Annotated in this window: 14 protein-coding genes; 6 read left to right on the top strand and 8 right to left on the bottom strand. The window is 70.3% G+C overall.

The genetic code is table 11. The features are described from left to right. The first annotated feature begins 14 nt into the window (after positions 1–14). On the top strand, positions 15–866 hold the full coding sequence (gene nadC, locus QO011_RS02705) for a carboxylating nicotinate-nucleotide diphosphorylase (protein ID WP_307267299.1): 852 nt from the start codon (positions 15–17) through the stop codon (positions 864–866). A 6-nt stretch (positions 867–872) separates the two neighbouring features. Here nadC and glk read toward each other — a convergent pair whose 3' ends face one another. From glk to QO011_RS02680, 5 genes are all read right to left on the bottom strand, one after another. Then, the gene (glk, locus tag QO011_RS02700; RefSeq protein WP_307267297.1) at positions 873–1826 is read right to left on the bottom strand and encodes a glucokinase; all 954 of its coding nucleotides are present in this window, start codon (positions 1824–1826) and stop codon (positions 873–875) included. 52 nt (positions 1827–1878) lie between these two features. Next, positions 1879–3276, bottom strand: a complete 1398-nt coding sequence (locus QO011_RS02695; protein WP_307267295.1) for an NAD(P)(+) transhydrogenase (Re/Si-specific) subunit beta — start codon at positions 3274–3276, stop codon at positions 1879–1881. A 9-nt stretch (positions 3277–3285) separates the two neighbouring features. After that, positions 3286–3756 (bottom strand): proton-translocating transhydrogenase family protein, encoded by a 471-nt coding sequence (locus QO011_RS02690; protein WP_307267293.1) that lies wholly within the window; start codon positions 3754–3756, stop codon positions 3286–3288. 71 nt (positions 3757–3827) lie between these two features. Next, complete coding sequence (locus QO011_RS02685; RefSeq protein WP_307267291.1) at positions 3828–4958, bottom strand: Re/Si-specific NAD(P)(+) transhydrogenase subunit alpha; 1131 nt, start codon at positions 4956–4958, stop codon at positions 3828–3830. Positions 4959–5234: 276 nt separating this feature from the next. Next, on the bottom strand, positions 5235–5522 hold the full coding sequence (locus QO011_RS02680) for an aa3-type cytochrome c oxidase subunit IV (protein WP_307267288.1): 288 nt from the start codon (positions 5520–5522) through the stop codon (positions 5235–5237). Positions 5523–5729: 207 nt separating this feature from the next. Here QO011_RS02680 and QO011_RS02675 point away from each other — a divergent pair, with 207 nt between their 5' ends. Beyond that, entirely contained in the window at positions 5730–6491 is a 762-nt protein-coding gene (locus QO011_RS02675) for a motility protein A (RefSeq protein WP_307267283.1), read from the top strand. A 5-nt stretch (positions 6492–6496) separates the two neighbouring features. Further along, positions 6497–7333 carry an OmpA/MotB family protein gene (locus tag QO011_RS02670; RefSeq protein WP_307267281.1) on the top strand — a complete coding sequence of 279 codons (837 nt, stop codon included), beginning with the start codon at positions 6497–6499 and terminating at the stop codon, positions 7331–7333. 16 nt (positions 7334–7349) lie between these two features. On the opposite strand, the gene QO011_RS02665 is transcribed toward QO011_RS02670, so the two are convergent. Further along, positions 7350–8888, bottom strand: a complete 1539-nt coding sequence (locus tag QO011_RS02665) for a trimethylamine methyltransferase family protein (RefSeq protein ID WP_307267277.1) — start codon at positions 8886–8888, stop codon at positions 7350–7352. Positions 8889–9222: 334 nt separating this feature from the next. On the opposite strand from QO011_RS02665, the gene QO011_RS02660 reads away from it, so the two are divergent. Further along, entirely contained in the window at positions 9223–9726 is a 504-nt protein-coding gene (locus tag QO011_RS02660; protein WP_307267274.1) for a TspO/MBR family protein, read from the top strand. 23 nt (positions 9727–9749) lie between these two features. Here the strand turns inward: QO011_RS02660 and QO011_RS02655 are convergent, their stop codons facing one another. Then, positions 9750–10349 (bottom strand): hypothetical protein, encoded by a 600-nt coding sequence (locus QO011_RS02655; RefSeq protein WP_307267273.1) that lies wholly within the window; start codon positions 10347–10349, stop codon positions 9750–9752. Positions 10350–10445: 96 nt separating this feature from the next. Here QO011_RS02655 and leuD point away from each other — a divergent pair, with 96 nt between their 5' ends. Continuing rightward, positions 10446–11054, top strand: coding sequence for a 3-isopropylmalate dehydratase small subunit (gene leuD / locus QO011_RS02650; RefSeq protein ID WP_307267271.1), 609 nt, complete (start codon positions 10446–10448; stop codon positions 11052–11054). Here the strand turns inward: leuD and QO011_RS02645 are convergent. Then, positions 10981–11286, bottom strand: a complete 306-nt coding sequence (locus QO011_RS02645) for a type II toxin-antitoxin system Phd/YefM family antitoxin (RefSeq protein ID WP_307267270.1) — start codon at positions 11284–11286, stop codon at positions 10981–10983. The genes leuD and QO011_RS02645 overlap by 74 nt on opposite strands. A gap of 119 nt (positions 11287–11405) precedes the next feature. Between QO011_RS02645 and htpX the strand changes: the two genes are divergently transcribed. Continuing rightward, the gene (gene htpX, locus QO011_RS02640; RefSeq protein WP_307267268.1) at positions 11406–12353 is read left to right on the top strand and encodes a zinc metalloprotease HtpX; all 948 of its coding nucleotides are present in this window, start codon (positions 11406–11408) and stop codon (positions 12351–12353) included. The last annotated feature ends 18 nt before the right edge of the window (positions 12354–12371 follow it).

The following is a 12371-nucleotide window of genomic DNA, read 5'->3' as shown; positions in this document are numbered from 1 at the left end:
AGGAGGACCAACCCATGCCGCTGACGCCGCTTGCCACGATCATGATCGAACCGCTGGTGCGGGCCGCCCTCCTGGAGGATCTCGGCCGGGCCGGCGACCTCACCACCGACGCCATCGTCCCGGCCGGGCACCGGGCGACCACCGTGCTGGCCGCGCGCCAGCCCGGCGTCGTCGCCGGGCTCGACCTCGCGGCCCTGGCCTTCCGCCTGATCGATCCGGCGATCACCGTCACCGTCGAACGCCCGGACGGGGCGGAGGTCTCCCCGGGCACGATGATCGCCGTGGCCGAGGGGCCGGCGCGCGGGCTGCTCACCGCCGAGCGCACGGCGCTGAATTTTCTTTGCCGGCTCAGCGGTGTCGCGACCGCCACGGCGGGCCTCGTCGCCGCGGTGCGCGGCCACAAGGCGCAGATCGTCTGCACCCGCAAGACCACGCCGGGCCTGCGGGGAATCGAGAAATATGCGGTGCGGGCCGGCGGCGGCGGCAATCACCGCTTCGGGCTCGACGATGCCGTGCTGATCAAGGACAACCATGTCGCCATCGCCGGCGGCATCCGTCCGGCGGTGGAGCGGGCGCGGGCCGGCGTCGGCCACATGGTCAAGATCGAGCTGGAGGTCGACACCCTCGCCCAGCTCGAGGAGGCGCTCGGCCTCGGCGTCGATGCGGTGCTGCTCGACAACATGACGCCGGATGAGCTGCGCCAGGCGGTGGCGATGGTCGGCGGCCGCGCCGTCACCGAAGCCTCCGGCCGGGTCACGCCGGCGACGGCGCCGGCCATCGCCGCCGCCGGGGTCGACCTGATCTCGGTGGGCTGGCTGACCCACAGCGCCCCGGTGCTCGATATCGGGCTCGACTTCCGGGCCTGACGGCGCCTACCAGTCCGCCGCCGCCGCGGCGCAGCCGGCCAGGCCCGGCGTCGGGCTGGTGATGAGATGCACCGGGATCGGGCGCAGGAACGGCTCCAGCGGGCTCTTGGCCTCGAAGGCGGCGCGGAAGCGGGCGGGGTCGATCAGCGGCGACAATTTCTGCACCACGCCGCCATAGAGGAAGATGCCGCCCTTGGCCGCGAACATCAGCGCCACGTCGCCGGAGAAGCGGGCGAGGTAGTCGAGGAAGAGGTCGGCTGCCTCCCGCGCGACCGGGTCCGAGCCGGAGAGGGCCAGCGGGCCGATCTCGGCGGCCTCGAGGCGCCTGGCGTCGCCCGCGAGCTCGCGCAGGGCGGCATCGATGCGCTCGAGGCCAGGGCCCGACAGCACGTGCTCGCCGGACACGCGGCCGACGCGCCGGCGGATGATCTCGTGCGCCCTGGCCCAGTCGCCGTCCGGGGCGCCGATCTCGGCATGGCCGCCTTCGGAGGGCACCGCGGTCCAGCGCCCGCCGCCGCGCACCAGCGCGCCGACGCCGAGGCCCGTGCCGGGGCCGAGCACGGCGACATTGCCGCCCGGCGCGCCGGCCTCGACGCCGCCGATCACCTGCAGCTCCTCGCGGGCGAGGTGGGGCAGGGCGCGCGCCACCGCCTCGAAATCGTTGATGACGTCGAGACGCGAGAAGCCGAGCGCCGCGGTCAGCTCGGGCGGGCGGAAGCGGAAGCGCGCCATGTTGGTCGGGCCGACGGTCTCGCCGGCCACCGGGCCGGCAATGGCGACGACGCCGGCCTGCGGCCGTTCGCCGACATCGGCGACATAGGCCTCGATCGCCGCCTGGAAGGAGGGAAAGTCGGCGTTCTTGTAGTGGCGCACGGCACGCGGCGCGGTTGCGCCGCGCTCGACCAGGGCGAAACGGCTGTTGGTGCCGCCGATATCGCCGAGCAGGATCAGTTCGCCCATCCACCCATCCCAGGACCGTCCATGCCTCGCTCGCCCGCGCGGCCGCCGGCCGTCATAGCGATTTGAGAATCTCTTCTACCATCTTCTTGGCGTCGCCGAAGAGCATCATGGTGTTGTCCTTGAAGAACAGCTCGTTCTCCACGCCCGCATAGCCCGAGCCCATGCCGCGCTTGATGAACAGCACGGTCTTGGCCTTCTCCACGTCGAGGATCGGCATGCCGAAGATCGGCGAGGCCGGATCGGTCTTGGCGGCGGGATTGGTGACGTCGTTGGCGCCGATGACGAAGGCGACGTCGGCCTGGCCGAACTCGGCGTTGATGTCTTCGAGCTCGAACACCTCGTCATAGGGCACGTTGGCTTCGGCCAGCAGCACGTTCATGTGCCCGGGCATGCGGCCGGCCACGGGGTGGATGGCGTAGCGCACGTCGACGCCCTCGGCCTTGAGGCGGTCGCCCATCTCGCGCAGGGCGTGCTGGGCCTGGGCCACCGCCATGCCGTAGCCCGGCACGATGATGACCTTGGAGGCGTTCTTCATGATGAAGGCGGCATCGTCCGCCGAGCCCTGCTTGACCGGCCGCGTCTCCACCGCGCCGCCGCCGGCCGCCGCGCTCTCCCCGCCGAAGCCGCCGAGGATGACGGAGATGAACGAGCGGTTCATCGCCTTGCACATGATGTAGCTGAGGATGGCACCGGAGGAGCCGACCAGCGCGCCGGTGATGATCAGGGCGAGGTTGCCGAGGGTGAAGCCGATGCCCGCCGCCGCCCAGCCGGAATAGGAGTTGAGCATCGACACGACCACCGGCATGTCGGCGCCGCCGATCGGGATGATGATCAGCCCGCCCAGCACCAGCGAGACCAGCACGATCAGCCAGAACAGCACATGCGCCTCGGTCATGACGAAGGCGACGATCAGCGCCACCAGCAGCACCGCCAGGGCGATGTTGATGAGGTGCCGGCCCGGCAGCATGATCGGCTTGCCCGACATGTTGCCGTTGAGCTTGGCGAAGGCGATCACCGAGCCGGTGAAGGTGATGGCGCCGATGGCCACTCCCAGCGACATCTCCACCAGCGAGGCGCCGTGGATGGCGCCGGGGGCGCCGATGCCGAAGGCCTGCGGCGCATAGAGCGCGCCGGCGGCGACGAACACCGCCGCCAGGCCGACGCCGGAATGGAAGGCGGCGACGAGCTGGGGCATGGCCGTCATGGCCACGCGCCGGGCGATCACCGCGCCGATGCCGCCGCCGATGGCCAGCCCCAGCACCACCATGACCCAGCCGGAGATGCCGGAGGGCGGGGCGACGGCGAGCGTGGTGACGATCGCCAGCGCCATGCCGATCATGCCGAGCGTGTTGCCGCGCCGGGAGGTCGCCGGCGAGGACAGGCCGCGCAGGGCCTGGATGAACAGCACGCCGGCGGCGAGATAGAGGACCTGGACGAGGTTGACCGACATCATCCGCCCCTAGTGCTTCCTGGCCGGCGCGGCGCCGTCCTTGGGCTTGTACATCGCCAGCATGCGCTGGGTGACGAGGAAGCCGCCGAAGATGTTGATCGAAGCCAGGATCAGGGCGAGGAAGCCGAGCCCCCGGGCCCAGAGCGGGCCGGACTCGAAGGTGTCGCCCAGCGCCACGCCGACCGAGAGCAGGGCGCCGACCACGATCACCGAGGAGATGGCGTTGGTCACCGACATCAGCGGCGTGTGCAGCGCCGGCGTCACCGACCAGACGACGTAGTAGCCCACGAAGATCGCCAGCACGAAGATGGCGAAGCGGAAGACGAAGGGATCGATCGCCCCGCCTGTCGCCGCATGGGCCGCGGCGCCGGCCGTGCTCGCGATCTGGTCGGCATAGGCTTGCGCGGCGTCAGCAGCCTGGCGAGCCATGTCGGCGGCGTCTCGGGCATGCTGCAGGAGTTGCTCAGGAGTATCCGCCATGATCGGGCCCCGGTGTGGTGGCGGCCTTGCGCCGCGGAAGACGAATGGCAGGCGGCTCGCGCCGCCCTCGCTCAGGACTTGGGCTGGAAGTTCGGATGGACGACGGCGCCGTCGCGGGTGAGCAGCGTCGCCTTGACCAGCTCGTCGTCCCAGTTCGGCTTGAGGACCTTGTCCTTCTTGTCGATCAGCGTCTCCAGGAAGGCGAGCAGGTTGCGGGCATAGAGGCCGGAGGCCGAGGCGGCGATGCGGCCGGCCACGTTGAGATGGCCGACGATCTTGACGCCCTCGGGGGTGGTGACGGTCTCGCCGGGCACGGCGCCCTCGACATTGCCGCCGCGCTCGACCGCGAGATCGACGATGACCGAGCCCGGCCGCATGCTCGCCACCATGGCGGCGGAGATCAGCCGCGGTGCCGGGCGGCCGGGGATCAGCGCCGTGGTGACGACGATGTCCTGCTTCCTGATGTGCTCGGCGACCAGCGCCGCCTGCTTGGCCTGGTACTCCGCCGACATCGGCTTGGCATAGCCGGCGGCGGTCTCGGCCTGCTTGAACTCCTCGTCCTCCACCGCGACGAACTTGGCGCCGAGCGAGGCGACCTGCTCCTTGGCGGCCGGGCGCACATCGGTGGCGGTGACGATGGCGCCGAGGCGCCGGCCCGTGGCGATCGCCTGCAGGCCGGCGACGCCGGCGCCCATCACGAACAGCTTGGCGGCGGGCACGGTGCCGGCCGCGGTCATCATCATCGGCAGGGCGCGGCCGAACTCGGCGGCGGCGTCGATCACGGCGCGGTAGCCGGCGAGATTGGCCTGGGAGGACAGGACGTCCATCACCTGGGCGCGGGTGATGCGCGGCATCAGCTCCATGGCGAAGGCGCTGACGCCGGCCCGGGCGAGCTCCCCGAGCTCCGCCTCGTGGCCATAGGGATCCATGATGGCGATGACGATCGCGCCGGGCTTGATGCCGGCGAGCTCGGCCGCGGCAGGCCGGCGCACCTTCAGCACCACATCCGCGCCGGACACGCCGTCGGCGCCGATCGTCGCCCCCGCCGCCTCGTACTCCGCATCGGGGATGCCCGAGCCGATCCCGGCGCCCGGGGCGACCGCGACGCTGGCGCCGAGGCCGATCAGCTTCTTCACGGTCTCCGGCGTCGCCGCGACACGGCTCTCGTCCGCACCGGTCTCGGCGGCTATGGCGATACGCATGGGATCTCGTCTCCGCAATTGCGCGGCAGCCTCCGCTCCCGGCCGGACTCCGGACCTGCCGGTCCGCCCGGCGGACGCCGCTTTCACTCCCGTCCGGCCGGCGAAGTCTGCCGGCCCGCTTCTTGCCGCGCGCGGCGCGGACCCGACCGGAGCCTCCCGGCGAACCGCGCCGGCCGGGCGAGCGCGCCCGGTTCCGTCGCGGCGGCCGTCCCCGCCGGACCGGCGGTCAGCGCCCGCCGGGTCCGTCGAACGGTCGCGGCAGGCGCCGGGCTGGGCTCAGTGCGTCACCATCAGGAGCGTCGCGAGCATCACGACGAGGATCACCGCGCCGGGCTTCCAGTCGAGACCCTTGATGGCCAGGCCCAGCACCGAGGCGATGGTGGCGACCGCCAGCCAGAAGCCGCCGAGGGCCCAGCGATGGGTGGTGCCGCCGATGGCGAGCGTCACGACGATGCACAGCACCCAGACGAGGCCGACCGCGCTGAAGCGCAGGAAACCTTCATAGGTTCGCTCATGATCGGCAAAGTCGGCGGCGGTCGTCACGCTGTGGGTGTCTTCGGCCATTGGCGTCCCCGGCAGGCTTGGTCTCCTCGGGCTTTAGCGCGAAGCGGCGGCGGGCGCAACGTGCCGCGGGCGCACACCCCCCGCCTCTGCGGCAGGCGTTGCAACTTCGCTAACGTTAACGCGGCGCTCACCTTCCCGGCCCAAGATGCCGGCGGGTTGGACGGCCGCCAGGCCGCTTCGCGCCGCGTGCTGCGTTGGGATCGACAGATGGACATTGCGACCGGGATCGGCCTCGTCTTCGGCTTCGGTGTCTTCATCTTCCTGATGATGGACGGCGGCGGGCTGATGATGTTCATCTCCGAGCACGCCGGCATCGTCATCTTCGGCGGCGCCACCGCTGCGACGATGATCCGCTTTCCCTTCTCCACCATCATGCACGGCCTGCCGCTGGCGATGAAATACGCCTTCACCACGCGGCGCCTGTCGAAGCGCGAGGTGGTCGACGAGATCACGCGCCTGGCCGAGATCGTGCGCAAGAGCGGCCCGATCGCCCTGGAGAACGAGACCATCGAGGACGAGTTCCTGGCCAAGGGCATGCGCATGATCGCCGACGGCTACGACCGTGACTTCATGCGCGACACCCTCGAGCGCGACCGCGACAACACCCTGTTCCGGCTCGACGAGGCGCAGAAGGTCTATCGCGCCATCGGCGACTGCGCTCCCGCCTTCGGCATGGTCGGCACCCTGGTCGGCATGGTGCAGATGTTCGCCAACATGGACGATCCCTCCAAGCTCGGCCCGTTCATGGCGACGGCGCTGCTCGCCACCCTCTACGGCGCGGTGCTGGCCAACCTGGTCTGCATGCCGATCGCCGACAAGGTCAGCCTCAAGGCCGAGGACCTGGAGATCAACTCGACCCTGATCATCGACGGCGTGCTGGCGATCCGCGAATCCAAGAGCCCGACCCTGGTGCGCGAGCTGCTGATGGCCTATCTGCCCGAGCATTCCCGCCACGAAGCGGTGGCCTGACGGGCATGTCCAGGAAGAAGAAGGGACATGCCGGCGGCCATGGCTGGTTCGTCACGTTCGCCGACCTGATGGGCCTCCTGATGAGCTTCTTCGTGATGCTCACGGCCTATTCCACCATGGACCAGAAGAAGCTGCAGATGGTGGCCGGCTCCATGGCCCAGGCCTTCGGCACGCTGAAGGAGAGCCGCTTCGCCGGCGTGGTCGAGATCGACGGCATCCCGACGCGCCCGAACATGAAGCATGTCGACAATGTCGACATCTCCCAGGCGACCGACCATCCCGCGCCGCGGGTGCGCGACGTGAAGGTGGAAGGGGATGTCGATCCCGCCACCGAGCAGCGCCGGGCCAGCGCCGCCGCCTCGATCCGCCAGGCGCTGCAGTCGAGCCCCGACTTCACCGATCTCGTCAACAATGTCCGGATCGAGGAGACGCCGAAGGGCCTGTCGATCGAGCTGGTCGACCAGGACGGGCGCTCGATGTTCGCCGCCGGCTCCTCCGCCCCGAACACCCGCACGCTGTCGACCCTGGCGCGCATCGCCCCCGTGCTGGCGCGCCTGCCCAACCGCGTCGAGCTCACCGGGCACACCGCCTGGAGCGGCGTCTCCGGCAATGATGCGGACGGCGACGCCGCGTCGCACTGGCGTCTGTCCTCGGCGCGGGCCCTGGCGGTGCGCGATGCGCTCGCCGCTGCCGGCGTCGGCGACGACCGCTTCGCCGGCGTCGTCGGCAAGGCCGATTCGCAGCCCGCCATCGCCGACGATCCCTCGCTGGCGATGAACCGCCGCGTCTCGATCCTGCTGCTCGACACCGCGCCGCCGGTGCCGGACGGGCTGAAGCCCTGAGTCGCGGCGCGGCGGCTCAATACCAGGCGTCGGGCATCTCGCTCTTGCGGCGCGCGACATGGTCCTCGAGCGCCTCCAGCCGGTCCTGCGCCAGGGGCGGCGGCTCATAGGCCGCGAGCATGGCCTTCCAGCGGGCATTGGCGCGCTGGACGATGTCCTTGGAGCCTTCCTCCGACCATTGCTCGTAGGAATTGTTGTCCGACAACTCAAAGTCGTAGAAGGCGGTCTCGTAGTTGCGCATGGTATGGGCCGAGCCGAGGAAGTGCTTGCCGGGGCCGACCTCGTGGAAGGCATCGAGCGCGAAGGCGTTCTCGTCGATCGGTATGCCGGCGGCGAAGGTGTGGAAGGCGCCGCACTGCTCGGCGTCCATCACGAACTTTTCGTAGGACATGGCGAGCGCCCCCTCGGCCCAGCCGGCGGCGTGCAGGATGAAATGGGCGCCGCACAGGAAGGCCGGCCACATCGAGTTGGCGCTCTCATAGGCGGCCTGGGCGTCCGGGATCTTGGAGGCGCAGAGATTGCCGCCGCAGCGCAGCGGCACGCCGAGCCGGCGAGCGAGCTGGCCGATCGCCATGTAGCCGAGCGCCGGCTCCGGCGTGCCGAAGGTCGGCGCGCCGGATTTCAGCGACATCGAGGACAGGAAGTTGCCGAGGATGGCGGGGGCGCCGGGCCGCTCGAGCTGGGTCAGCGCCACGCACATCATCGCCTCGGCGAAGCACTGCGCCAGCGCGCCGGCCGTGGTCACCGGACCCATGGCGCCGCCGAGGATGAAGGGCACGCAGACCGCGGCCTGGTTGGCGCGGGCATAGGTGCGGATGACGCGGCTCGCCTCGCCGTCCAGCACCAGCGGCGAGTTGGTGTTGACATTGCCGAGGATGACGCAGTTGGCGTCGACGAAGTCGGCGCCGAACAGGATGCGGCACATCTCGATCGAATCCGCCGCCCGCGGCGCTGTCGTGACCGAGCCCATGAAGGCCTTGTCGCTCAAGGTCATGTGCGCCAGCACCATGTCGAGATGGCGCTTGTTGACCGGCACGTCGACCGGCTCGCAGACCGTGCCGCCGGAATGGTGCAGCCAGGGGCTGGCATAGGCGAGCTTCACGAGGTTGCGGAAATCCTCCAGCGAGCCGTAGCGCCGCCCGCGGTCGGCGTCGGTGACGAAGGGCGAGCCGTAGGCCGGCGCGAACACGGTGGCCTCGCCGCCGATCACCACGGAGCGCGCCGGGTTGCGCGCATGCTGCACGAAGCTCGTCGGGCAGGAGGCCTGGATGATCGAGCGCACCAGGCCGCGCGGCGGGCGGATGCGGAAGCCCTCGGTCGCCGCGCCCGCGGCGCGGAACAGGCCCACGGCCTCCTGGTCGCCGCGGATCTCGAAGCCGACCTCCTCCAGGATGCGGTCGGCCTGCTGCTCCACCAGCACCAGCGCCTCCTCCGACAGCATCTCGTAGGGCGGGATCCGGCGGGTGATGTAGGCCGGCGCCGTCCCGGGATGGCGGCCGCCGCGCCGACCCTCCCGCCCGGCGCGCGCACGCCGCGTCTGCGCTTCCTCTGCCATGGCCGTTCCCTCGTTTCGCCCATGCCGGTGTTCCGGCCTGACGGTCGTCCCGAACCGTCGGCCCGGAACCCCGGCTGGTTCAAGGCTTTGCGTCGTGCGCCCGCCACGATGGTCGGGAACCAGGCGTCGGACGCACAACACTAGCCGGCCGGCCAGGGGCCAGGGACCGGAAACGGACATTTCATGGTCCCGATGCGACGCTTCCTGCCGGCGGTGCGGCGGCGGGAACCGGATTCGAACCCGCGCGTTGGGCCTCGAACTGCCCCGATGCATCGAATTTGACGCATCGGGGGATGTGCCGTACAAGAACAAATAAGGAACACAGGAGGGACCCTTGTCCTTCGCCATGACTGAGCCGCCGCCCGCGGTCTCGCCCCGGGTGGCCTTCCCCGCTGCGCTGGTGCTGTGCCTGGCCGTGGCGGCGTTCGGGTCCTGGGTGGCGGCGCCGGAAATCGGCGGCTGGTATGCGGGGCTGCGCAAGCCGGTGTTCACGCCGCCGGACCGGGCGCTGCTGGTGGCCTGGCCGCTGCTGCACGTGATGACCGCGCTGGCGGCCGGACGCATCGCCGTGCTGCCGCGCGGCGCGCCGCTGCGGCGCGAGGCGCTGTCCCTGCTCGCCCTGCAGCTGGCATTCGCCGCGGTCTGGCCTTTCATCTTCTTCGGCCGGCACAATCCGCAGGCGGGCCTGCTGACGGTCGTCTTCCTGCTCGCCGCCCTCGCCGCGACGAGCGCGGCGTTCCGGCGGCTCGACCGCCTCGCCGGCCTGCTGATGCTGCCGAGCCTCGCGGCGATCGCCTTCGCCTGCGTGCTGAACGGGACGATCGTGGCGATGAACTGAGCGGCGGAAGCCCTCCGCGCGCCTCAGTGCACGGGCTCGATCAGGGTGACGGAGCGCTCCGTCGACAGGCGGCGGATGGCGCTTTCGGCCTCCAGCACGTCGTCGATGCCGGCGAGGATGGTCTCGGCCGTGTCGCCGCGGCCGGGGTCGGCGGCCTCGTGGCGCACTTCCAGCGTGCCGTAGCCGCGCTCGACCTTGCGCCGCTCGACGCCGAGGATGGCATTGGCCGGCAGCGCCCGGGCCGGCTTGCCGGACAGCGACAGCGTCATCAGCCGCCGGTCGGTGACCAGGATGACGGTGTCGCGGGCGCGGCGTTCGGCCGCATGCGGGGTGAGCATGAGGTAGCAGCCCATCAGCACGACGGGGACGGCGATCAGCGCCATGACGATCGGAAACGAGAGCGCGCCGCCATAGCGCATGGAGTCCCAGATGGCCTGCAGGGCGATGAAGGCGATGGGGGCGGCGAGCACGGCCAGCAGGGCGCCGGCCGCCGCGGTGGGCCAGGCGGCGCGGCCGGCCTCGCGCGGATCCGGCGTGGTGACGAAGACGATCGGCTCGGCCGGCGCCAGCGCCTTCACCACGGCGTTGCGCGCGGCCTCGTTCAAGCGCAGCAATCCCGACATGGTCTCAATCCCCCGCGCCACCAACGAGCTTGCCGGCACGACATCGAAATTCTAAAAGACCCGACGATCAAGCTGCAAGACCGAGGCTGCAACGCCATGGACAAATTCACGACGCTCACGGGAGTGGCCGCTCCGCTCGACATCATGAATGTCGATACGGACATGATCATTCCCAAGCAATATCTCAAGACCATCAAGCGCACCGGCCTCGGCGCCGGCCTGTTCGCCGAGATGCGGTTTCGCGACGACGGCAGCGAGAACCCCGATTTCGTGCTCAACAAGCCTGCCTATCGCAGCGCCAGGATCATCGTCGCCGGCGACAATTTCGGCTGCGGCTCCTCGCGCGAGCATGCGCCCTGGGCGCTGCTGGACTACGGCATCCGCTGTGTGATCTCGACGTCCTTCGCCGACATTTTCTACAACAACTGCTTCAACAACGGCATCCTGCCGGTGGTCGTCTCCCCGGAGGACCTGGAGAAGCTGATGGACGATGCCCAGCGCGGCGCCAATGCCACGCTCACCGTCGACCTCGAGGCGCAGGAGATCCACGGCCCCGACGGCGGCACCGTCACCTTCGACATCGACCCGGCCCGCAAGGAGAAGCTGCTCAAGGGCCTGGACGACATCGGCCTCACAATCGAGAACAAGGCGCCGTCCATCGCCGCCTTCGAGCAGAAGGCCGCCGCCTCCCGCCCCTGGATCTGAGCGTCGGGGCTTGCTCCAGTTCGACGATTGATTCGAGCAGCCGTTCAGCGTTTCGCGGGCTCTTCAGGAGATGGTGGGTCTCCTCGCAGGAGGCAAAATCCTTCAGCGAGATCAGCACGGCCGCAGGCTTGCCGCGGTCGCGGATGATGAGGAGGGGCTCGTGGTCGCCGTTCACGCGGTCGATCAGGGCCGCGAGGTTCCGGCGAAGCTCGCTGTATGACGCCGTGCGCATCGGTGGATTGTGCGTCGTCGCGTCTGCACGCGCAAGCGCCGACGCCTCCCCCTTGCAAGCGGCGCGATCGCTCCCATCCTTAGGCACGGACCGGTCGTCGGTCCGCAACGGGATGTGACATGAACTATCTGCGCACCGCCATCCTCCTCGCCGGCATGACGGCGCTGTTCATGGCCGTCGGCTTCCTGGTCGGCGGCTCGGGCGGCATGATGGTGGCGCTCGCCGTGGCGGTCGCCACCAACCTGTTCGCCTATTTCCGCTCCGGCGACATGGTGCTCGGCATGTACGGGGCGCGCGAGGTCGACGCCGCCTCCGAGCCGGGCCTCTATGCGATGACGGCGGAGCTGGCGCGCCGCGCCGGCCTGCCCATGCCCCGGCTCTACCTCATCGACAACCCGCAGCCCAACGCCTTCGCCACCGGGCCGAACCCGCAGAACGCCGCCGTCGCCGTGCATACCGGCCTGCTGCAGATCCTCAGCCGCGACGAGGTGGCGGGCGTGATCGCGCACGAGCTCGCCCATATCAAGCATCGCGACACGCTCTTGATGACGGTGACGGCCACCATCGCCGGCGCGGTGTCGATGCTCGCCAATTTCGGCATGTTCTTCTCCGGCAACCGCAACAACAACGGCATCGGCCCGCTCGGCACCATCCTCCTGATGATCCTGGCGCCCTTCGCCGCCATGATCGTGCAGATGGCGATCTCCCGGGCGCGCGAATACGAGGCCGACCGGGGCGGCGCGGACATCTCGGGCCAGCCGCTGGCGCTGGCCTCGTCGCTGGCGAAGATCCACAACGCCGCCCACCAGATTCCGAACATGGCGGCCGAGGCGCATCCGGCGACGGCGCACATGTTCATCATCAATCCGCTGTCGGGCGCGCGGATGGACAACCTGTTCTCCACCCATCCCGATACGGAGAACCGCATCGCCGCGCTGGAGGAGATCGCGCGGCGCTCCGGCTCCGGCCGGCCGCGCGGCGGCTTCGTCGAGGGCGTGAGACTGGAGGACCTCGGGCCTCGGCCCGGCGGCGGACCGTGGGAGCGGCCGAAAGGCCCGTGGGGATGAGGCCTCCCGCGCCGGCCG

This window comes from Labrys wisconsinensis, from assembly GCF_030814995.1.
In the GTDB taxonomy this organism is placed as follows: domain Bacteria; phylum Pseudomonadota; class Alphaproteobacteria; order Rhizobiales; family Labraceae; genus Labrys; species Labrys wisconsinensis.
This window is presented reverse-complemented; position numbering and strand designations above follow the sequence as displayed.

What these genes read in the sequence shown, in the direction of transcription:
- QO011_RS02665 (WP_307267277.1), bottom strand. Translation starts at nt 8,888, where the DNA reads ATGGCAGAGGAAGCGCAGACGCGGCGTGCGCGCGCCGGGCGGGAGGGT.
- leuD (WP_307267271.1), top strand. Translation starts at nt 10,446, where the DNA reads ATGGACAAATTCACGACGCTCACGGGAGTGGCCGCTCCGCTCGACATC.
- nadC (WP_307267299.1), top strand. Translation starts at nt 15, where the DNA reads ATGCCGCTGACGCCGCTTGCCACGATCATGATCGAACCGCTGGTGCGG.
- glk (WP_307267297.1), bottom strand. Translation starts at nt 1,826, where the DNA reads ATGGGCGAACTGATCCTGCTCGGCGATATCGGCGGCACCAACAGCCGT.
- htpX (WP_307267268.1), top strand. Translation starts at nt 11,406, where the DNA reads ATGAACTATCTGCGCACCGCCATCCTCCTCGCCGGCATGACGGCGCTG.
- QO011_RS02690 (WP_307267293.1), bottom strand. Translation starts at nt 3,756, where the DNA reads ATGGCGGATACTCCTGAGCAACTCCTGCAGCATGCCCGAGACGCCGCC.
- QO011_RS02655 (WP_307267273.1), bottom strand. Translation starts at nt 10,349, where the DNA reads ATGTCGGGATTGCTGCGCTTGAACGAGGCCGCGCGCAACGCCGTGGTG.
- QO011_RS02670 (WP_307267281.1), top strand. Translation starts at nt 6,497, where the DNA reads ATGTCCAGGAAGAAGAAGGGACATGCCGGCGGCCATGGCTGGTTCGTC.
- QO011_RS02645 (WP_307267270.1), bottom strand. Translation starts at nt 11,286, where the DNA reads ATGCGCACGGCGTCATACAGCGAGCTTCGCCGGAACCTCGCGGCCCTG.
- QO011_RS02675 (WP_307267283.1), top strand. Translation starts at nt 5,730, where the DNA reads ATGGACATTGCGACCGGGATCGGCCTCGTCTTCGGCTTCGGTGTCTTC.
- QO011_RS02680 (WP_307267288.1), bottom strand. Translation starts at nt 5,522, where the DNA reads ATGGCCGAAGACACCCACAGCGTGACGACCGCCGCCGACTTTGCCGAT.
- QO011_RS02695 (WP_307267295.1), bottom strand. Translation starts at nt 3,276, where the DNA reads ATGTCGGTCAACCTCGTCCAGGTCCTCTATCTCGCCGCCGGCGTGCTG.
- QO011_RS02685 (WP_307267291.1), bottom strand. Translation starts at nt 4,958, where the DNA reads ATGCGTATCGCCATAGCCGCCGAGACCGGTGCGGACGAGAGCCGTGTC.